Here is a 20,081-nt window from a genome sequence, read left to right as displayed (position 1 = left end):
GAGAAATCGATCTCTGGAAGTTACGCGAACCTGCATATGAGAAAACTGATTTCAAATCGGCACCAAAATAAATTGCTCCGTAGCCCGCGCCAATGCTTGGCTTCGGCGCACGAATTCGCAAGTTAACCGGACACTACTGATATAAGACATATAATTAGCCAGTAAATTAGAAAACAATAATATTCATGGTGTTGGCAGTTCTTGTGGCTTAAATATATTCTTGAAACCGGTAAATTTATCGGGTACAGTATTCCACACTGCAGCACGGATTTTCATAATATGAAAATCCACCGTAAGCAGGGTAGAGTGAAAGGCGTAGTCGATCTGCGTTTAGCTGTTTTGGCATCTAAATCAACATTCAAGGAGCTCACCTTATGAATATCAGGATTAAGGCATTGGCAGCAGCGCTGGCGCTGTGCGCCTCCACCGCGACGATTGCAGCAGAACCGATCAAGATTGGCCTTTCCGGCCCCTTCACCGGCGGTTCCTCGCCGATGGGTGTCAGCATGCGCGACGGCGTGAAGCTCGCGGCCGACGAAATCAACAAGAAAGGCGGCGTTCTCGGGCGCCAGATCCAGCTGATCGAGCGCGACGACGAAGCCAAAAACGAGCGCGGCGTGCAAGTGTCGCAGGAGCTGATCAACAAGGAGCACGTCATCGCCACCCTGGGCTACATCAACACCGGCGTCTCCCTGGCCTCGCAGCGTTTCTATCAGGAAGCCAAGATTCCGGTGCTCAACAACGTCGCCACCGGCTCCATCGTCACCAAGCAGTTCCTGCCGCCGCAATATCCTGACAACTATGTATTCCGCACTTCCGCCAACGACACCATCCAGTCCGCGCTAATCGTCAAGGAAGCGATCGACACGCAAAAATTCACCAAAGTGGCGATCCTGGCCGATTCCACCAACTACGGCCAGCTTGGCCGCGAAGATCTGGAAAAGGCGCTGGCCGCCAAGAACGTCAAGCCAGTCGCGGTCGAAAAATTCAACATCAAGGACGTGGACATGACCGCCCAGCTGCTGAAGGCCAAGGAAGCCGGCGCTCAGGCGATCCTGACCTATGCCATCGGGCCTGAGCTGGCGCAGATCGCCAACGGCATGGAGAAACTGGGCTGGAAAGTGCCGATGATCGGCAGCTGGACGCTGTCGATGGGCAACTTCATCGACAATGCCGGCAAGAACGGCGAGGGCGCGCGCATGCCGCAAACCTTCATCCAGGAGCCCAACACGCCCAAGCGCAAGGCCTTCATCACGGCCTACCAGAAGGCTTACAAGGTCGATCGCATCCCTTCCCCGGTTTCGGCCGCGCAGGGCTATGACTCCATGTACATCCTGGCAGCCGCCATCAAGCAGGCCGGCAGCACAGATGGCGTGAAGATCCGCGAAGCGTTGGAGAACCTGAACGAGAAGGTGGATGGCGTGATCACCACCTATGACCGCCCTTATACTCATGACGACCACGAGGCCATCACCATCAACATGCCGGTGATGGGCGAAGTCAAGAACGGTCGCGTGGTTTACGCCTACGAGGCGGACAAGGGCCAGGTAGTGCGTGAAAAGGCAAAAGGCAAGGCGCCCGCCAAGAAGTAATCTGTTGTAAGCACGCAATGCTTTAGCACTAGCACATGAGCCGGGGGCAACCCCGGCTCATACTCAACGGAATGGTTCCCATGGAAATCCTCTCGCAACTAATTGTAAGCGGCATATCGCTCGGCATGATTTACGCCGTGATTGCCTTCGGCTACCAGCTGACTTTCGCGACCTCGCGCACCCTGAATTTCGGCCAAGGCGAGGCATTGATGCTGGGCGCCCTGGTTGGCCTTACCCTGGTCGGCCACATGAGCTACTGGCTGATGATCCCGATAGTCCTGATTTTCGGCGCGCTGCAAGGCATCGTGGTCGAACGTATCGGCGTCCGGCCCGCACTCAAAATCAAATCTGAATTCGGCTGGATCATGACCACCATTTCTTTGGCCATTATTTTCAAGAACGTTGCGGAAAATATCTGGGGCCGCGACGACCTGAAGTTTCCCTCCCCGCTCCCGACGGCTCCGCTCAATTTCCTCGGTGTAAGAGTGCTACCGATGGAAATACTGGTCGTCGTCGGCGCAATCGCCATCATGCTGGCCGTGGAGTTCTTCAACCGCAAATCCATCTATGGCAAGGCGGTGGTGGCCACCTCCAACGACCGCGACGCTGCCGGCCTGATGGGCATCAACACCGGCATGGTAATCACCTTTTCTTATGCCTTGAGTTCCATGACGGCGGCGTTTGCCGGGGTGCTGATCGCCCCCCTGACCCTCACTGGCGCCACCATGGGCGTGGTGTTGGGCTTGAAGGCTTTCGCTGTCGCCATTATCGGCGGCCTCAACAGCGGCATGGGCGTGATTGCCGGCGGCCTGCTGCTGGGCATTGCGGAAACCACGACCGGGTACTACATCTCCACCGGTTACAAGGACGTTCCGGGTCTGCTGCTGCTGCTGCTGGTGCTGGCAGTCAAACCGGCCGGCCTGTTCGGCAAATCGGAAATCAAGAAGGTATAGCATGGGCGCAATCAAGAAAATCTCCATTATTCTGGCTCTGGCCGCTGTTGCGGCACTGCCCTACATCTGGCCGAACCCTTATTACATCCATCTGATGGTGATCATCGGCATCTTCGCCATCCTGCTGCTCGGACTCGACATCGTGGTGGGTTATGTGGGCGAAGTTTCGCTCGGCCATGCCGCACTGTTCGGGATCGGTTCCTACACCGCCGGGGTGCTCAATTTTCAGCTCGGCGTACCGTTTCTGCTCGCGATTCCGGCGAGCATTGCCGTCACCGCCGTGTTCGGCGCCATCCTGGCGCTGCCGGCGCTGCGCGTGAACGGCCCCTACCTGGCCATGGTGACTCTGGCTTTCGGCACCATCATCCAGATCATGATCAACGAAATGACCTTCCTCACCAACGGCCCGCTCGGCATTTCGCTGCGCAAACCCGTGTTCCTCGGACATCAGGTCACCGGCACCGACTACTACTACATCGTCCTGGTGGCGCTGGTAATGACGGTCATAGTCGTGCAGCGCCTCCTCAAATCCCATCTTGGGCGCGCTTTCGAGGCCTTGCGCGACAGCCCGGTGGCGTCCGACTGCATGGCGGTGAGCGTGTACGCCTACAAGGTCTATGCTTTTGTGATCAGCGCCGCGCTGGCGGGACTGGCTGGCGGCCTGTTCACCTATTCCGAGGAATACATTTCCCCCAACACCTACAACTTCGAGCTGACCATCCTGTTCCTGCTCGCGGTCATCATGGGTGGGCGCAAGACCCGAAGCGGCCCGATCCTGGGGGCGATCATCATCGTCATGCTGCCCAACGTCCTGTCCGATATCGAACTGTTCCGCACCATCGCTATCGGCATTGCCGCGTTCACAGTGGCCTATTCGGCTTTTGCCGTAACCACCCGCCAGCGCACCCTGAAGGAGGTTGCACTGCCCCTGGCCGTCACCATCGGTCTGGCCGTATTCGGCTACTTCATGGAAAACATTACCGAGCACCGCCTGACGATTTTCGGCGTAATGATCCTGTTCGTCGTCTACTATCTGCCGGACGGCATCATGGGTTTCCTGCGCGGCATCGTGCAGAAATACCGACCGCAGTGGATACAGCGCCACGAAATCATCACCGAGCACGGCGACAGCCAGCATGTCTGGTCGGTGCCGGACCATCCTGTTAGCGCCAAGGGCAACTTGCTCGAAGCGCGCGACATCCTGATGCAATTCGGCGGCCTGAAGGCGCTCAATGCAGTCAACCTGGAAATCGCCAAGGGCACCGTGCATGGCCTGATCGGCCCGAACGGCTCGGGCAAGAGCACGATGATGAACGTGCTCACCGGCATCTACAGCCCTACCGCAGGCGAAATCGAATTCAACGGCAAGATTATTTCCGGTACCTCACCCTCTTCCATCGCCGGCGAAGGCATCGCACGCACCTTCCAGAACGTGCAGCTGTTCGGCGAAATGACCGCGATCGAAAACGTGCTGGTCGGTCTGCATCATACCTATCACAGCAACATCCTCGATGTCATGCTGCACACCCCGCGCTGCCGCAAGGAAAAGCACGCGGCGCGCGTGCGTGCCGCCAGCCTGCTGCAGTTCGTCGGCCTGGCCGACCTGGCCAACGAGGAAGCGCGCAACCTGCCTTACGGCAAGCAGCGCCTGCTGGAAATCGCCCGTGCGTTGGCGCTGAACCCCAGCCTGCTGCTGCTCGACGAGCCGGCCGCCGGCCTGACCGCGCCGGACATCAAGGACCTGATCGGGATGATCCAGAAAATCCGCAGTCATGGCATTACCGTGATCCTCATCGAGCATCACATGGACGTGGTAATGAGCATATGTGACACCGTGTCGGTGCTGGATTTCGGCCAGAAGATCGCAGAAGGCACTCCGGCCGAAGTGCAGTCCGACGAGAAAGTGATCGAAGCCTACCTTGGCGGCAGCGCCGAGGCAGCATAAGGGGCCCGCAATGTTACAGATCAAAAACTTACACGCCGCCTACGGCAAGGTAGAAGTGCTGCACGGAATTTCCATCGACGTGCCGCAGGGCAAGGTAGTCACCCTCATCGGCTCCAACGGCGCAGGCAAAACCACCACCATGCGCGCCGTTTCCGGCATGATCAAGCCGACCGGCGGAGAGATCCGCCTCGGCGCCAAAGACGTGACCGGCATGGCCTCGCACAAAATCGCCCGCACCGGCCTGGCGCACTCGCCCGAGGGTCGGCGCGTATTTTCCACCCTGTCGGTAACCGACAACCTCCTCCTCGGCGCATTTCCGCGCCTCACCTTCGGCCGCGAGCGCGGCGACGTACAGGGCGACCTGAACCGGATATTCGACTTGTTCCCGCGCCTCAAGGAAAGACGCGAGCAGTTGGCGGGAACGCTGTCCGGCGGCGAACAGCAAATGCTGGCGATGGGTCGCGCGCTGATGCTCAACCCCGACGTCTTACTGCTGGACGAACCGTCGATGGGTCTGGCCCCCCTGCTGGTGGAGGAAGTCTTCCGCATCATCCGGGAGTTGAAGGCGCGCGGCATCACCATGCTGTTGGTCGAACAGTTTGCGGCGGCGGCGCTGAATGTCGCCGATTACGGTTATGTACTGGAAAACGGCCGGATTTCCTGCCACGGCCCGGCGGAGCAGTTGAAGAACGACCCGGCGGTGAAAGCGGCCTACCTGGGTGCAGCACATTAACCAGCCTCTTCCCTGCCGGCTGAACGCGGCCCGGACATTTCCGGGCCGCTGACTGAATCTGCGCATAGCAGCTAATGCGCCCAGGTGGAAATTCATCCATGACCACACATATCCACGCCCGCATGCGCCGCCTGCGCTGGACCAGCTATACCTTGGTGGTGCTGGGCTACATGCTGGCGTTCTTCCATCGCATGGCGCCTGCCGCGATCGCCGGCGACCTGCAGCAATCCTTCCAGGCCAGCGGCGCGGCGCTGGGCGCCCTGGCCGCCGCCTATTTTTACACCTATACCGTGATGCAGATCCCGATCGGGGTCATGGCCGATACGATGGGGGTGCGCAAGATCGTCGCCATCGGCGCCCTGGTCGCCGGCCTCGGCTCGCTCCTGTTCGGCCTGGCCGACACGCTCGCGGCCGCCTCGATGGGGCGGGTGCTGGTCGGCCTGGGCGTATCCGCCATGTTCATTTCGCTGATGAAACTGAACTCGGTCTGGTTCCACGACCGCCATTTCGGCACCGTCGGCGGCATGTCGATCCTGCTCGGCAACCTCGGCTCGGTGCTTGCCGCCGCGCCACTGGTGTGGGCGGTGACGCATACCTCCTGGCGCAACGTGTTCGTTGCGGTCGGCCTGTTTTCCCTGCTGCTGGGCGTGCTGGTCTGGTTTCTCGTCCACAGCCATCCCGGCGAGGCCGGCCTGCCGACCATGCGCGAGCTGGAAGGCAAGGAAGCCCATCCGCGCCATCACGGGCACTGGTACGACGGCCTGCTCAAGGTCATGAAAAACCGCGCCACCTGGCCCGGTTTCTGGCCTAACCTCGGTATCGGCGGCAGCCTGTTCGCCTTTGCCGGCCTGTGGGCCATTCCCTATTTGCGCGACGTGCACGGCATGGAGCGCGCCGTCGCCGCCAACCACACCACCCTGCTGCTGTTCTCCTTCGCCGTCGGCGCGATGCTGTCCGGCATGTTGTCGGACAGGCTCGGCAAGCGCATGCCGGTGATCCTCGGCGGCATTGCGCTATATGTCCTGTGCTGGCTGCCGATCGTATTCGCATGGCATCTGCCGCCCGGCCTGAGCTATCCGCTGTTTGCCATGATGGGGCTGAGCGCCTCCGGCTTCACCCTGACCTGGGCCAGCGTCAAGGAAGTGAACCCGCCCGCCCTGTCCGGCATGGCGACCAGCGTTATCAACACCGGCTCCTTCCTCGGTGCGGCAGTGCTGCAGCCCCTGGTGGGCTGGGCCATGGATCAGGGCTGGGACGGCAAGCTGCTGGCGGGTGCGCGGGTCTACTCGGAACAGAATTATCAGATCGGCCTGGGCATCATGCTGGCCTTTGCCGTGGTCGGCCTGTTCGGCGCACTGGCGATCCGCGAAACCCATTGCCGCTACACCACGGTTTCCGGACATAAATAATCCTGGAAAAAGCTTTTAACCACGAATTTACACGAATTAAACACGAATGTTCACGAATAATCTGTTAGTTAGCATGAATAGCCTGATTCACCCGTTTGGTGCCAAAAGTAGGCGCCTCCAGGCGACACGATGATTGTCTCTAACTATTTGTGTTTATTCGTGAATATTCGTGTCATTCGTGGTTAATCGTCGTTTTTAAAATAATTCAAGACTTATGGAGAGAAAGATGTCGAAGCCTACCTTAACCCTATGGATCAACGGCCAGCGCACCGAGAGCCGCAGCAACCGCCTGGCAGACGTGACCAACCCGGCCACCGGCGAAGCGATCCGTCAGGTGCCGCTGGCCAGCCGCGAGGATGTGGAAAGCGCAGTTGCCGCCGCCAAGGCTGCATTCCCAGCCTGGCGCGATACCACCCCCCTGCGCCGCAGCCGCATCCTGAACAAGTTCCGTGACCTGCTCGAAACCCACCGCGCCGAGCTGGCGCAACTGGCCAGCGAAGAGCATGGCAAGACCCTGGAAGACGCCGCCGGCTCGGTGCAGCGCGGCATCGAAGTGGTGGAATTCGCCGTCGGCGCGCCGCATCTGCTCAAAGGCGAGCATGCCGAAAACGTCGGCCGCGGCGTCGATTGCCACTCCATGCTGCAGCCGGTGGGGGTATGCGCCGGCATCACCCCGTTCAACTTCCCGGCGATGGTGCCGATGTGGATGTTCCCCATCGCCATCGCCTGCGGCAACACCTTCGTCCTCAAGCCTTCCGAAAAGGTGCCTTCGTGCAGCCTGCGTATGGCCGAGCTGTTCAAGGAAGCGGGCCTGCCCGACGGCGTTTTCAACGTCGTGCCGGGCGACAAGGAAGCGGTGGACACCCTGCTCATCCACCCCGACGTGCGTGCCGTGTCCTTCGTCGGTTCGACGCCGGTGGCCAAACACATCTACGAGACCGCCGCCCGCCACGGCAAGCGCGTGCAGGCCCTGGGCGGCGCCAAGAACCATGCCATCGTACTGCCCGACGCCGAGCTGGACTTCACCGCCGACGCCATCATGGGCGCCGCCTACGGCTCCGCCGGCGAGCGCTGCATGGCGATCTCCACCGTGGTCGCGGTGGGCGACGTGGCCGATGCGCTGGTGGCCAAGCTGAAGGAAAGAGCCGAGAAGCTGGTGGTCGGCCCGGGCGACAGGAAAGGCGTCGAGATGGGCCCGGTGATCTCAGCCCAGCATCGCGACAAGATCGTCGGCCACATCGACAGCGGCGTGGCGCAGGGCGCAAAGTTGTTAACGGATGGGCGCGGCATCAAGGTGCCCGGCCACGAGAACGGCTTTTTCGTCGGGCCGACCCTGTTCGACCATGTTTCCACCGAGATGACCATCTACCGCGAGGAAATCTTCGGCCCGGTGCTGATCGTGCTGCGCGCCGCCAGCTTCGACGAGGCGATCAACCTGGTCAACAGCAACCCCTACGCCAACGGCACCGCCATCTTCACCAGTTCCGGCGCGGCGGCGCGGCGCTTCCAGAACGAGATCGAAGTCGGCATGGTCGGCATCAACGTGCCGATCCCGGTACCGATGGCCTTCTTCTCCTTCGGCGGCTGGAAGTCCTCGCTGTTCGGCGACCTGCACATGCACGGCATGGAAGGCGTGTACTTCTACACCCGCACCAAGGCCATCACCAGCCGCTGGCCGGAAGTGTCTGAGCGCAGCGCCTCCACGCTGGTGATGCCGACGCTCGGCTAAACGTCATCACGGCAGCCGCCTCGCTCAGGGAATAATCCTAAAAAAAGCATTTGAACCGCAAAGGCGCAAAGAACGCAAAGGAAAAACAATGTGTTATCGGAATCTGCCCAGTCACCGGACAGGTGAATACCAGATGGATCTTATGTCCTTGTTTTCTTTGCGCCTTCGCGTCTTTGCGGTTAATGAACTGCGGTTTTTAGGATAATTATGGACCTGAACCATCTGGTCAAACTCATGATCGAGGTGATGCTGCCGGCCGCCATTCTGGTCGGCGTGGGCGCAGTCTGGCCGAACCATTACCGGGAAATCTCCAGCAAGACCTTGCGCATCCAGCTCAACCGGCTGGTGCTCAACCTGTTCTTCCCGGCCATTCTGTTCTCCATTGCGGTTGCCACGCCGATCACCCCCGGACTGCTGTCGGTGCCCCTTCTGGTCGGTATCGGCGGCCTGACCTCCGGCGCGGTGCTCTACCTGCTGCTCTACCGCACCCGGTTCGGGCGCGACCTGCACAACGGGACGCGCGCCGCCTTGCTGGTGGGCGGCATGTTCGGCAACACCTTCTACATCGGCGTGCCGGTGCTGGTCTTCCTCTATGGCAGCGAAGCACCTCGCTATGCGGCCTTCAACGACATGCTGATGACCATGCCGCTGTTCTGGAGCCTGGGCATATGGGTCTGCACCCACCTCGGCCCGCCTGAATCCGCCGGCCTGCATCCGCCGGTATGGCGCCAACTGGTCGGCATCCCGCCGATCTGGGCGTTTTTTGCGGGAGCCGGCTTGCAGATGAGCGGACTGGCTTTCGAGCCGCTGGTCCATGCGGCCAAGATGATCGGCCAGGCCACCATCCCGGTCATGATGTTTGTGCTGGGGCTGTCCATCCCCTGGCGGCAACTGAAACCCAAGGGAGTCATTCTCGGCGTGGCCGCCATCAAGCTCGCCCTGATGCCGCTGGTGGTGGCGCTCACCGCGTCGCTGCTGTTCGCTCCGGTGGGCGAGGCGCAGAAAGCCGCCATCGTCGAAGCGGGCATGCCGACCATCATGTCGGCGCTGATCCTGACCGACCGCTTTCATCTCGACACCGAGGCCGCCGCCCTGCTGATCGGCTGGACCACGGTACTGTTCTGGCTGACGCTGCCGGTAACGGTGTGGCTGATGCATTAACCTAGAAAAAGCTTTTAACCACGAATTTACACGAATGAAGCACGAATATTCACGAATAATCAGTAGATTATCATAGCTTAGCTGATTCACCCGTTTGGCGCCAAAAGTAGACGCCTCTGGGCGACACGATGTTTGTCTCTAACTATTCGTGTTTATTCGTGAAAATTCGTGTCATTCGTGGTTAATCGCCGTTTTAAGGATTAACGATACGTAACCCTTAAGAGAAACTTATGTCATTCAATGTCGGATTTATCGGCCCCGGCATCATGGGCCGCCCCATGGCCCTCAACCTGATGAAGGGCGGGCACAAGCTGTGGGCCTACGCGCGCCGCCCGGAAGCCCTGCAGCAGCTGACGGCTGCAGGTGCAACCGCCTGCGCCACGCCCGGGGAAGTAGCAGCCCACGCGGACGTGATCTTCACCATCGTATCCGACACCCCGGATGTGGAAACGGTGGTGTTCGGCGAACAGGGCATCATTCACAGCGCCCGGCCAGGTTTGGTAGTGGTCGACATGAGCACTATCTCCCCCACCGCCACCAAGGCTTTCGCCGAGCGACTTAGTGCGAAAGGCATCGAGATGCTGGACGCGCCGGTTTCCGGCGGCGAAACCGGGGCGATCAATGCCACCCTCTCGATCATGGCGGGCGGCAAGCCGGAGGTGTTCGAGCGCGTCAGACCGCTGTTCGAATGCATGGGCGAGAATATCGTCCACGTCGGCGGCAACGGCGCCGGCCAAGTGGCCAAGGCATGCAACCAGATCGTGGTGGCGGTGACTATTGAAGCGGTGGCGGAAGCGCTGACTTTCGCCCGCAAGAACGGTGCCGACCCGGCCAAGGTGCGCGAGGCCCTGCTCGGCGGTTTCGCCGGCAGCAAGATACTGGAAGTGCACGGCAAGCGCATGCTGGACCACGATTTCAGGCCCGGCTTCAAGGTTGGCCTGCACCAGAAAGACATGCGCATCGTCATGGAAACCGCCCACCAGCTCGGCCTGGTGCTGCCTGCCGCCGCCCTGGTCACCCAGCACCTCAACGCCCTGATGGGCAGCGGCGACGCTGACCTGGATTCCTCTGCAGTGGTCAAGGTGCTGGAACGGATGTCCGGCATGGGCGGCGATTAGCTTGGACTTTTCACCGCAGAGGCGCCGAGACGCAGAGGAAAAGCACAATAAACCCCTAATTTCTTCGGGCTATTATTTGCTAAGCCTGTCGTAATTCTGGGTACTACGTTCTCTGCGCCTCCGCGCCTCCGCGGTGAGTTTATGAAATATCAAAGCCAGGACAAATCTCATGGAAAAAATCGTCTTTCTCGATTCCGACAGCATCATCGCCGACATCCGCCACCCGTCCTTCCATCACCAGTGGGAGGAGTATCCTGCCACGCCGGCCGACCAGATCGTGGCGCGGCTGATGGAGGCCACTGTCGCCATCACCAACAAGGTGCCGCTACGCCGGGAAACGCTGGAGCAATTGCCCAAGCTGAAGATGGTGGCCGCCGCCGCCACCGGCACCGACAACGTGGATATCGCCTGCTGCCGCGAACGCGGCATCGTGGTATCCAACATCCGCAACTACTCGGTGCACACCGTGCCGGAGCACGTGTTCATGCTGATGCTGGCGCTGCGCCGCAACCTGCTGGCGTTCCGCGCCGACTTGCGCAACGGCGAATGGCAGCGGGCCGACCAGTTCTGCCTGTTCACCCATCCGGTGCGCGACCTGCACGGCAGCACCCTGGGGCTGATCGGCCACGGCGCCATCGGCCAGGCGGTGGAACAGATCGCGCTGGCATTCGGCATGAAGGTGCTGATCGCCGAGCACAAGGGTGCCGCCGAGGTGCGCCCGGGCTACACCGCGTTCGACACGGTGCTGCAGGAAAGCGACGTGATCAGTTTGCACTTGCCCCTCAGCGAGCAAACCCGCCACCTGATCGGTGCGGCTGAATTCGCCCGGATGAAACCCCACGCCCTGCTGATCAACACCGCCCGCGGCGGTCTGGTGGACGAAGCGGCGCTGCTCGATGTCCTGCATTCGGGCAGAATCGGCGGCGCCGGATTCGACGTGCTGGGCAAGGAGCCGCCCAGAGAAGGCAACCCCCTGCTCGACCTCGACCTGCCCAACTTCATCCTCACGCCGCACATCGCCTGGTCGGGCCGGGAAGCGATGCAGACCCTGGCCGACCAGTTGATCGACAACATCGAGGCGTTCATGCGCGGCGAAGCGCAGAACCGCGTCGCCTGACACCCATTTGAAAGGAAACGACCATGACTCATCCCGCAGGCATAGCAATCTCCGCCCCGGTCACCCCGGAGCAATCCAGCATCCTCACTCCCGAGGCACTGACGTTCATCGCCGAACTGGCGCGCAAGTTCGAGCCCGTGCGTCTATCCCTGCTGGAGCGGCGGGTGGCCCGCCAGGCCGAACTGGACAGCGGCAAGCTGCCAGACTTCCTGCCCGAAACCGCCGACGTGCGCAGCGGCGACTGGAGCGTCGCCCCGGTGCCTGCCGAACTGCAGGACCGGCGCGTCGAGATCACCGGCCCGGCGGAGCGCAAGATGCTGATCAACGGACTCAACGCCGGAGCAAAGGTATACATGGCGGACCTGGAAGATTCCATGACCCCGACCTGGCCCAACGTGGTCGAGGCCCAGATCAACCTGCGCGACGCGGTCGCCCGTACCATCAGCCACGTCAACCCGGACGGCAAGACCTACCAGTTGAATGAAAAAACCGCGGTGCTGTTCGTTCGCCCGCGCGGCTGGCACATGCTGGAGAAGCACGTGACCGTGGACGGAAAGCCGGTGTCCGGCAGCCTCTTCGACTTCGGCCTGTACTTCTTCCACAACGCAAAAACCCTGCTGTCCCGGGGCACCGCGCCCTATTTCTACCTGCCCAAGATGGAAAGCCACCTCGAAGCCCGGTTGTGGAACGACGTCTTCGTCTACGCCCAGGAGCGCCTCGGCATCCCGCGCGGCACCGTCAAGGCGACGGCGCTGATCGAGACCCTCCCCGCCGCCTTCGAGATGGACGAATTCCTCTACGAGCTGCGCGAGCACTCGGCCGGCCTCAACTGCGGACGCTGGGATTACATCTTCAGCTGCATCAAGAAGTTCAGCCGCAACCCGAGCTTCATCCTGGCCGACCGCGGCCTGGTGACCATGACCTCGCCCTTCATGCGCGCCTATTCGCTGCTATCGATCAAGACCTGCCATCGCCGCAACGCCCATGCCATGGGCGGAATGGCGGCACAGATCCCGATCAAGTCCGACCCCGAGGCGAATGCCATGGCACTCGCCAAGGTACGCGCCGACAAGGAGCGAGAAGCAAGCGACGGCCACGACGGCACTTGGGTAGCCCATCCCGGCCTGGTGCCGCTGGCGATGGAGGTTTTCGACCGGCTGATGCCCACCCCAAATCAGTTGCACAAGAAGCGCGAAGACGTCCAGGCTAGCGCCGCCGACCTGCTGAAATTCGAACCTGAAGGCCCGATCACCGAGGCGGGGCTGCGCGCCAACATCGAAGTAGCGATAGCCTACCTTGGCGCTTGGCTGGCTGGCACTGGCTGCGTGCCGATACACAACCTGATGGAGGACGCCGCCACCGCCGAAATTTCCCGCTCCCAGGTATGGCAGTGGATACACAGCGCCCGCGGAGTGCTGGACGACGGCCGCAAGGTGACAGTCGAGATGGTCCGCGCGATGATTCCGGCAACTGTTGCCGGAATCATCGCGGGCGTGAGCGAAAAACGCTTCATTTCCGGGGATTATCAGCAAGGGGCGAAGGTTTTCGATCAACTGATCGCCAGCGAGGCTATCGTGGAATTCCTTACCAATCACTGTTACGCCGTCATGGAATAGGCTACCCGCTGCAACTATCTCCTTGCTGAAGCAAGGATTTGCCTGTTGCATTTATCCGGGGGCTTTGCTACTATTTTCATAACATGAATGTTAATTTCATATAGTGAAATTTTAAATGGTAGACAAGTTCTGCCATGCCTAACAGTTTTCTGATTACTGGAGAAGAAGATGAGCGCGGAAAAAAAGCTGATAGCACCGCAGGCTACGCCGGCGTTTTGCCAAGGAATTCAATATTTCGCGGAATCCATGCCGGACTTCGATCGTTACGGCGCTGCCCCCTGCCTGTCGGAAAAGGTTCACGGCGTTGCCGACGCCAACGATGAAAAGGCGGCCTATCAGACCCTGCTGGTTGCGGATGCCCTGCGCTATCTCACCCTCCAGGTGACCGGCGCCAAATCTTCCGGCCACCCCGGCGGTTTCGCCAGCAGCGCGGAAGCCTATGCCTCCATGGTGATGCTGGGCCACACCAATATCGTGACCGAAGTCGGCCACCATGCGCCGGGCTTCTACAGCGCCATGTTCCTCGACACCTCGCTGGAAGAAATGGGCATAACCACGGTGCAGCAGATGCGCGAGCGCTTCCGCGAAACCCACGGCCTGCTGGGACATCTGTCCGGCGCTATTCCCGGCCTACTCTCCCCCGCCGGCCCCTTGGGCCAGGGCCAGCATTTCGCCATGGCCGGCGCCCTGCTCCATCCCGGCAAGCTGTTCCCGGTGACCATCGGCGACGGCGGCCTGGGCGAGCCCTACATCATGAGCGCCATGGTGCATTTCAACACCGCCTACCCCAAGGCCACCAACTTCCTACCGATCCTGGTCTGGAACGGCTATTCCCAGGAACACCACAGCATGGTCTCGACTTGGGACAATGCCCGCATGACGGCCTACTGGAAGGCCCACGGTTTCAAGCACGTGTACCTGGTGGACGCCAAGGAATTCGACGACCAGAATCAGGATGGCGCCTACGTCGACAGCTCGCTGTTCTCGTGGCAGCGGCGCGTGGCCTTTGCCGGCGCAGTGCTAAAAGCCAGCCATGCAGCCGCGCAAAACGGCCTCAACGGCGGGCTGTCGGTGCTGATCCTGAAACAACTCAAGGGCACCGGGGTGCATGCCACCGGTGCCAAGTCGCATAACATGTACGCCTACCACACCCTGGAAAGCGACGACGTCAAGGGCGGCCTGCAACGCCGCGCCCTGTCGACCGCCGCCTGGGAATTGGTGCGCGAGAATTTCCGCCATGCCGGCGGCGGACCCGCCGTTAAGACCGTGGTGACCGAATTCGAGCTGGAGTTGGCCAGCCTCGACGGCCTGCCGCTGATGACCGAATACGACGTAGATGGCGAGGCCAAGGTGCCGACTACCGCCTTCGGCCAAGTGGTGGCCGAGGTCGGCAAGCGCGACCCGCGTTTCATCGTCACCAATGCCGATGGCAACGAAGCCTCGGCCATGGCCAACATCAACAAGGCACTCACGATCCGCCATCCGACGGTGGATGAGCTGTATTTCCAGGGCCCCAACGGCCAGGTTTACGAGCCGCTCAACGAGGATGCCTGCGCCGGGCTCGCTGCCGCAGTGGCGCTATTCGGCGGGCGCAGCCTGTGGTGCTCTTACGAATCTTTCGTCATCAACGGCCTGCCGATCTGGCAGACGGTGATCCAGGCGATGGCCGAGCTGCGTCGCAAAACGCCGAGCACGGTGTGCCTGTTCACCGCCGGCGCACTGGAGCAGGGCCGCAACGGCTGGACCCACCAGCGGCCGGAAGTCGAAGCCTACTTCGCCGCCATGATGCGCAACGGCAACGTGTTCCCGCTGTTCCCGACCGACGCCAACATGATCCAGGTGGCCTACGAATGGGCGCTGCAGACCTACAACAAGGGTATCGTCATCACCGCCTCCAAGAGTCCACTGCCGGTACGCACCACTCTGGCACAGAGCCGCAAGGCAGTGGAGGAAGGCGCGATCACCCTGCTCGACACTGACGGCAAGGCCAAGGTGGTATTCGCAGTGACGGGCGACATGGTGCTTCTGCCGGTATTCGAGGCGGCCGAAGCGCTAACCAAGCAGGGCATCGGCGTGCGCATCGTCGCCGTGGTCAACCCGCGCCGCCTGTACCGCCCAACCGACGTGTCGTGGAATACCGTGTCCCAGCCGGACGGCCTGTTCATGAGTGACGGTGACTTTGAGGCCATGTTCCACGGCGACGCGCTGATCGCCGTCACCGGCGGTCCGTCCGCCATGCTTGAGCCGGTACTGCTGAGAACCCGCGCGGCACGCCGCGAAACATTCTGCTGGCGGCGTGGCGAAACCACCGCCAGCGTAGGCCAGTTGTTCGACCTCAACGGCATGAACGCCAAGGCGATGGAGCAACGGGCGCTGGCTTTGCTGGGTTAATGACTTAACCGCAGAGGCGCAGAGATCGAACAATCGGTTGGGTTTAGTTTTTCTCAGCGCCTCCGCGCCTCTGCGGTGAAAAAGGAATTTCGATGCAACCCAAAATCATAGTCCTCGACGACGACCCCACCGGCTCGCAAACGGTGCATGGCAGTCTGCTGCTCACCCGCTGGGATGTCGAGACGCTGAAACAGGGGCTGTACGATGCCTCCCCGCTGATGTTCGTGCTGACCAATACCCGCGGCATGGGCGCCGCCGAGGCCAGCCAGGTGACGCGCGAGACGTGCCACAACCTGAAGCTGGCGATGGAAGGGTTCGGCCGGCCGGCGCTGTTCGTCAGCCGCTCCGACTCCACCCTGCGCGGCCACTATCCGGTGGAAACCGACGTCATGGCCGAGGAACTGGGCCCGTTCGACGCCCACTTCCTGGTGCCCGCCTTTTTTGAGGGCGGCCGCTTCACCGTGGACAGCATCCACTATCTCAAGGTAAGCGGCCAGCCAGTGCCGGTGCACGAAACCGAGTTCGCCCGCGATTCCGTGTTCGGCTACCGCCACAGCTACCTGCCTGACTACGTGGAAGAGAAAACCCGAGGCCGCATCAAGGCCGATCAAGTGGTGCGCTTCACCCTCAACGACATCCGCGCCGGCTCGCTCGACCGTCTGATGGCGCTTGCGGGCAATGCCTGCTGCGTGGTGGATGCCGAAATCCAGGCCGATCTCGACCGCTTCGCCGACGATCTGGAACAGGCCGCCAGCCAGGGAAAGCGTTTCCTGTTCCGCAGCGCCGCCAGCCTGCTGACCGCCCTGGCAAAATTGCCGCCGCAGCCAGTTGCGGCCGAGGACATGCACCGCTATGTCAAAAATAACCGGCCAGGCGTGGTGGTGGTGGGCTCGCACGTCAAGAAGACTACCGACCAGCTTCAGGTATTGCTGCAGCAGGAAGGCATCGCAGCGGTGGAAGTGGATGTTAGCCGCATGCCAGAAGAGAGCCCGGCCCTGCTACAAGAAGTGCTGGCGAAAGTTGCCCAGGCGCACCAGAATGGCCTGACCCCGGTGGTGTTCACCAGCCGGGTGGAACGCCAGTTTCCCGACCAGGCCGCCCGCCTGGCGTTCGGCGAGCACGTGTCCGGTTTCCTGATGGACGTGGTGCATGGCCTGCCCGCCACCATCGGCTTCATCATCAGCAAGGGCGGCATTACCTCCAACGACATGTTGAGCAAGGGGCTCGCCCTGCCCACGACACGCCTGGCGGGGCAGATACTGGCCGGCTGCAGCGTGGTGCTGACCCCCGCCGACCATGCCTTCCCCGAAATTCCGGTGGTGATTTTCCCCGGCAACGTCGGCGACGAAAAGGCGCTGGCCGAGGTGTATCATAGGCTTCGCGGTACGAAGGAATAAGCTGGCAATGAAAGGAGCGCGATTTCGGCGCCGAGACCATGGAAAAGCATGAACTGGTAAAACAGCTGCAGAGAATTCTCCCCTCCGACGCAGTGCTGTTCGAGGAGGAGGACCTCAAGCCCTTCGAGTGCGACGGCCTGTCGGCCTACCGCCAGCTGCCGCTGGCGGTCGTTCTGCCGGAAACCGAGGAGCAGGTGCGGGAAATCCTGCTGCTGTGCCGCCGCGAAAACGTGCCGGTGGTGGCGCGCGGCGCCGGCACCGGGCTGTCGGGCGGGGCGCTGCCGCTCTCCGACGGCGTGCTGCTCAGCCTGTCGAAGTTCAACCGCATTCTGTCGCTCGACCCCCTCGCCCGCATCGCCCGCGTCCAGCCCGGCGTGCGCAACCTGGCCATCTCCGAGGCAGCGGCGCCGCACGGCCTTTATTACGCCCCCGACCCATCCAGCCAGATCGCCTGCTCCATCGGCGGCAACGTGGCGGAAAACGCCGGCGGGGTGCATTGCCTGAAATACGGCCTCACCGTCCACAACGTGCTCAAGCTGCGCGCCTACACCATGGATGGCGAGTTGCTGGAGATCGGCTCGGAGGCCATGGACGCCGCCGGCTACGATCTGCTGGCGCTGTTCACCGGCAGCGAGGGCATGCTCGGCGTAATCACTGAGGTGACGGTAAAGCTGCTGCCCAGGCCCGAACTCGCCCAGGTGGTGATGGCGGCATTCGACACGGTGGCAGAGGCCGGCGCCGCGGTGGGCGAGATCATCGCCGCCGGCATCATCCCGGCCGGCCTGGAAATGATGGATCGCCTCTCGATCCAGGCGGCAGAGGATTTCGTCCACGCCGGTTACCCCCTCGACGCCGAAGCCATTCTACTGTGCGAATCTGACGGCACGCCGGAGGAAGTCGCCGAGGAAATCGCCAAAATGCAGGCGATTCTCTCCCGCTGCGGCGCAACCTCGCTGCGCACCTCCGAGAATGAGACGGATCGTCTCAGGCTGTGGGCCGGGCGCAAGGCCGCCTTCCCCGCCATGGGCCGCATCTCCCCCGATTACTACTGCATGGACGGCACCATCCCGCGCCGCGAGCTGACCCACGTGCTGCGGCGCATCGACGAGCTGTCGCGTGAATACGGCCTGCGCGTGGCCAACGTATTCCACGCCGGCGACGGCAACCTCCACCCCCTGATCCTGTACGATGCCAACCAGCCGGGCGAATGGCATCGCGCCGAGGAACTCGGCGGCAAGATCCTGGAACTATGCGTGGAAGTGGGCGGCACCATCACCGGCGAGCACGGCGTCGGGATCGAAAAAATCAACCAGATGTGCGCGCAGTTCAAGCCCGAGGAGCTGCAGAGGTTCCGCGAGGTGAAGCTGGCGTTCGACCAGTCCGGCCTGCTCAATCCCGGCAAGGTAATTCCCACCGCCCACCGCTGCTCGGAATTCGGTGGCATGCACGTGCACCACGGGCAGGTGCCGTTCCCCGACATTCCCCGTTTTTGAGAAGATTATAGATAAACCTAAAAAAAGCGATTAACCACGAATTTACACGAATAAAACACTAATGTTCACGAATAATCAAAGGATTAATGAAATTCACCCGATTCACCTGTTTGGTGAGGCGATATTTGTTGTTAACTATTTGTGTTCATTCGTGAACATTCGTGTCATTCGTGGTTAATTACGGTTTTAAGGTTAAAGCGATGCAGGACACCATCGAACAATTCAGCCAGACCGTGCGCGAAGCCGGCCACGATCGCCGCCCGTTGCGCATCCTCGGCTCGGGCAGCAAGTCGTTCTACGGCCGCCCTACGCATGGCGAAACGCTGGACGCGACCGTTTGTCGCGGCATCGTCTCCTACGAACCCACCGAACTCGTGCTTACCGCCCGCGCCGGTACGCCGCTGGCCGAGATCGAGGCGGCGCTGGCGGCCAACCGGCAAATGCTGCCGTTCGAGCCGCCCCATTTCGGCCCAGGTGCGACCCTCGGCGGCTGCGTCGCCGCCGGGCTGTCCGGGCCGCGCCGCGCCTATGCAGGCGCGGTGCGCGACTACGTGCTGGGCGTGCGCATGATCGACGGCAAGGGCGAGGTGCTGCGCTTTGGCGGCCAGGTCATGAAGAATGTCGCCGGCTACGACGTGTCGCGACTGATGGCCGGATCGCTCGGCACCCTGGGGCTGCTGCTGGAAGTGTCGCTGAAGATCCTGCCGCTGCCGGCCGAAGAGCTGACCCTGCGCTTCGGCATGGCAGAGCGGGAGGCGCTCGAGGCGATGAATCGCTGGGCGGCGCAGCCGCTGTCGCTGTCCGCCACCTGCTACCACGAAGGCGCGCTGACCGTGCGCCTTTCCGGCGCCTCCGCCGCGGTGCGCTCGGTACGGCAAAAACTCGGCGGCGAAATAGTGGAAGATGCCGACAGTTTCTGGCACAGCGTGCGCGAGCAGCGCCACCCGTTTTTCCATGCCGAAACGCTGTGGCGGCTGTCGCTGCCATCCACGGCACCGGCTATCGCCGTGCCGGGACGGCAACTGGTCGAGTGGGGCGGCGCATTGCGCTGGCTGGCGAGCGACGCCGATGCGACGACCATCCGCCAGGCGGCGGCTGCGCTCGGCGGCCAGGCGACCCTGTTCCGCAGCCCGGAGCCCAGCGCCGAGCCGTTCCATCCCCTGTCCGCACCTCTGCTGGAACTGCACCAGCGGCTGAAGCAGACCTTCGATCCGCACGGCATCCTCAACCCCGGCCGCATGCACCAGGCGTTTTAACCTAGAAAAAGCTTTTAACCACGAATTTACACGAATGAAACACGAATGTTCACTAATAATCAGTTAGTTATAATGGATAGTCTGATTCACCTGTTTGGTGCCAAAAATAGGCGCCTCTAGACGACACGATGATTGTCTCTAACTATTTCGTGTCGCCTAGAGGCGCCTACT

Annotated in this window: 14 protein-coding genes; all 14 read left to right on the top strand. The window is 61.6% G+C overall.

Annotation, left to right across the window (positions count from 1 at the left end; genetic code table 11):
* Nucleotides 1–374: 374 nt before the first annotated feature.
* The 14 genes from VMV64_RS11010 to glcE all read left to right on the top strand — a co-directional run bounded on the left by VMV64_RS11010 (nucleotide 375) and on the right by glcE (nucleotide 19,910).
* Complete coding sequence (locus VMV64_RS11010; RefSeq protein ID WP_325330229.1) at nucleotides 375–1,592, top strand: ABC transporter substrate-binding protein; 1,218 nt, start codon at nucleotides 375–377, stop codon at nucleotides 1,590–1,592.
* Between the two features lie 80 nt (nucleotides 1,593–1,672).
* On the top strand, nucleotides 1,673–2,545 hold the full coding sequence (locus VMV64_RS11005; protein ID WP_325330227.1) for a branched-chain amino acid ABC transporter permease: 873 nt from the start codon (nucleotides 1,673–1,675) through the stop codon (nucleotides 2,543–2,545).
* A gap of 1 nt (nucleotide 2,546) precedes the next feature.
* Nucleotides 2,547–4,490, top strand: a complete 1,944-nt coding sequence (locus tag VMV64_RS11000) for a branched-chain amino acid ABC transporter ATP-binding protein/permease (RefSeq protein WP_325330225.1) — start codon at nucleotides 2,547–2,549, stop codon at nucleotides 4,488–4,490.
* A 10-nt stretch (nucleotides 4,491–4,500) separates the two neighbouring features.
* Nucleotides 4,501–5,223: an ABC transporter ATP-binding protein gene (locus VMV64_RS10995; RefSeq protein WP_325330223.1), complete on the top strand. Its 723-nt coding sequence runs from the start codon at nucleotides 4,501–4,503 to the stop codon at nucleotides 5,221–5,223.
* Nucleotides 5,224–5,321: 98 nt separating this feature from the next.
* Nucleotides 5,322–6,632, top strand: a complete 1,311-nt coding sequence (locus VMV64_RS10990; RefSeq protein ID WP_325330221.1) for an MFS transporter — start codon at nucleotides 5,322–5,324, stop codon at nucleotides 6,630–6,632.
* Nucleotides 6,633–6,858: 226 nt separating this feature from the next.
* Complete coding sequence (locus VMV64_RS10985) at nucleotides 6,859–8,361, top strand: CoA-acylating methylmalonate-semialdehyde dehydrogenase (RefSeq protein WP_325330220.1); 1,503 nt, start codon at nucleotides 6,859–6,861, stop codon at nucleotides 8,359–8,361.
* A 207-nt stretch (nucleotides 8,362–8,568) separates the two neighbouring features.
* A complete protein-coding gene (locus VMV64_RS10980) occupies nucleotides 8,569–9,522 on the top strand; it encodes an AEC family transporter (RefSeq protein ID WP_325330218.1) in 954 nt (317 codons plus the stop codon).
* Nucleotides 9,523–9,752: 230 nt separating this feature from the next.
* A complete protein-coding gene (locus VMV64_RS10975) occupies nucleotides 9,753–10,640 on the top strand; it encodes a 2-hydroxy-3-oxopropionate reductase (RefSeq protein ID WP_325330216.1) in 888 nt (295 codons plus the stop codon).
* Between the two features lie 169 nt (nucleotides 10,641–10,809).
* Nucleotides 10,810–11,757: a D-2-hydroxyacid dehydrogenase gene (locus tag VMV64_RS10970; RefSeq protein WP_325330214.1), complete on the top strand. Its 948-nt coding sequence runs from the start codon at nucleotides 10,810–10,812 to the stop codon at nucleotides 11,755–11,757.
* A gap of 23 nt (nucleotides 11,758–11,780) precedes the next feature.
* Nucleotides 11,781–13,373: a malate synthase A gene (aceB, locus tag VMV64_RS10965; RefSeq protein WP_325330212.1), complete on the top strand. Its 1,593-nt coding sequence runs from the start codon at nucleotides 11,781–11,783 to the stop codon at nucleotides 13,371–13,373.
* A gap of 168 nt (nucleotides 13,374–13,541) precedes the next feature.
* The gene (locus VMV64_RS10960; protein WP_325330210.1) at nucleotides 13,542–15,764 is read left to right on the top strand and encodes a phosphoketolase; all 2,223 of its coding nucleotides are present in this window, start codon (nucleotides 13,542–13,544) and stop codon (nucleotides 15,762–15,764) included.
* Between the two features lie 92 nt (nucleotides 15,765–15,856).
* Nucleotides 15,857–17,161, top strand: a complete 1,305-nt coding sequence (locus VMV64_RS10955) for a four-carbon acid sugar kinase family protein (protein ID WP_325330208.1) — start codon at nucleotides 15,857–15,859, stop codon at nucleotides 17,159–17,161.
* A 38-nt stretch (nucleotides 17,162–17,199) separates the two neighbouring features.
* Nucleotides 17,200–18,654: an FAD-linked oxidase C-terminal domain-containing protein gene (locus VMV64_RS10950; protein WP_325330206.1), complete on the top strand. Its 1,455-nt coding sequence runs from the start codon at nucleotides 17,200–17,202 to the stop codon at nucleotides 18,652–18,654.
* Between the two features lie 161 nt (nucleotides 18,655–18,815).
* Nucleotides 18,816–19,910, top strand: a complete 1,095-nt coding sequence (gene glcE, locus VMV64_RS10945; RefSeq protein ID WP_325330204.1) for a glycolate oxidase subunit GlcE — start codon at nucleotides 18,816–18,818, stop codon at nucleotides 19,908–19,910.
* The last annotated feature ends 171 nt before the right edge of the window (nucleotides 19,911–20,081 follow it).

The organism is Sulfuricella sp. (assembly GCF_035531155.1).
Lineage (GTDB): Bacteria > Pseudomonadota > Gammaproteobacteria > Burkholderiales > Sulfuricellaceae > Sulfuricella.
Note: the sequence above shows the minus strand (reverse complement) of the source record. Positions and strands in the feature narration are given on the sequence as shown.

What these genes read in the sequence shown, in the direction of transcription:
- VMV64_RS11010 (WP_325330229.1), top strand. Translation starts at nt 375, where the DNA reads ATGAATATCAGGATTAAGGCATTGGCAGCAGCGCTGGCGCTGTGCGCC.
- VMV64_RS11005 (WP_325330227.1), top strand. Translation starts at nt 1,673, where the DNA reads ATGGAAATCCTCTCGCAACTAATTGTAAGCGGCATATCGCTCGGCATG.
- VMV64_RS11000 (WP_325330225.1), top strand. Translation starts at nt 2,547, where the DNA reads ATGGGCGCAATCAAGAAAATCTCCATTATTCTGGCTCTGGCCGCTGTT.
- VMV64_RS10995 (WP_325330223.1), top strand. Translation starts at nt 4,501, where the DNA reads ATGTTACAGATCAAAAACTTACACGCCGCCTACGGCAAGGTAGAAGTG.
- VMV64_RS10990 (WP_325330221.1), top strand. Translation starts at nt 5,322, where the DNA reads ATGACCACACATATCCACGCCCGCATGCGCCGCCTGCGCTGGACCAGC.
- VMV64_RS10985 (WP_325330220.1), top strand. Translation starts at nt 6,859, where the DNA reads ATGTCGAAGCCTACCTTAACCCTATGGATCAACGGCCAGCGCACCGAG.
- VMV64_RS10980 (WP_325330218.1), top strand. Translation starts at nt 8,569, where the DNA reads ATGGACCTGAACCATCTGGTCAAACTCATGATCGAGGTGATGCTGCCG.
- VMV64_RS10975 (WP_325330216.1), top strand. Translation starts at nt 9,753, where the DNA reads ATGTCATTCAATGTCGGATTTATCGGCCCCGGCATCATGGGCCGCCCC.
- VMV64_RS10970 (WP_325330214.1), top strand. Translation starts at nt 10,810, where the DNA reads ATGGAAAAAATCGTCTTTCTCGATTCCGACAGCATCATCGCCGACATC.
- aceB (WP_325330212.1), top strand. Translation starts at nt 11,781, where the DNA reads ATGACTCATCCCGCAGGCATAGCAATCTCCGCCCCGGTCACCCCGGAG.
- VMV64_RS10960 (WP_325330210.1), top strand. Translation starts at nt 13,542, where the DNA reads ATGAGCGCGGAAAAAAAGCTGATAGCACCGCAGGCTACGCCGGCGTTT.
- VMV64_RS10955 (WP_325330208.1), top strand. Translation starts at nt 15,857, where the DNA reads ATGCAACCCAAAATCATAGTCCTCGACGACGACCCCACCGGCTCGCAA.
- VMV64_RS10950 (WP_325330206.1), top strand. Translation starts at nt 17,200, where the DNA reads ATGGAAAAGCATGAACTGGTAAAACAGCTGCAGAGAATTCTCCCCTCC.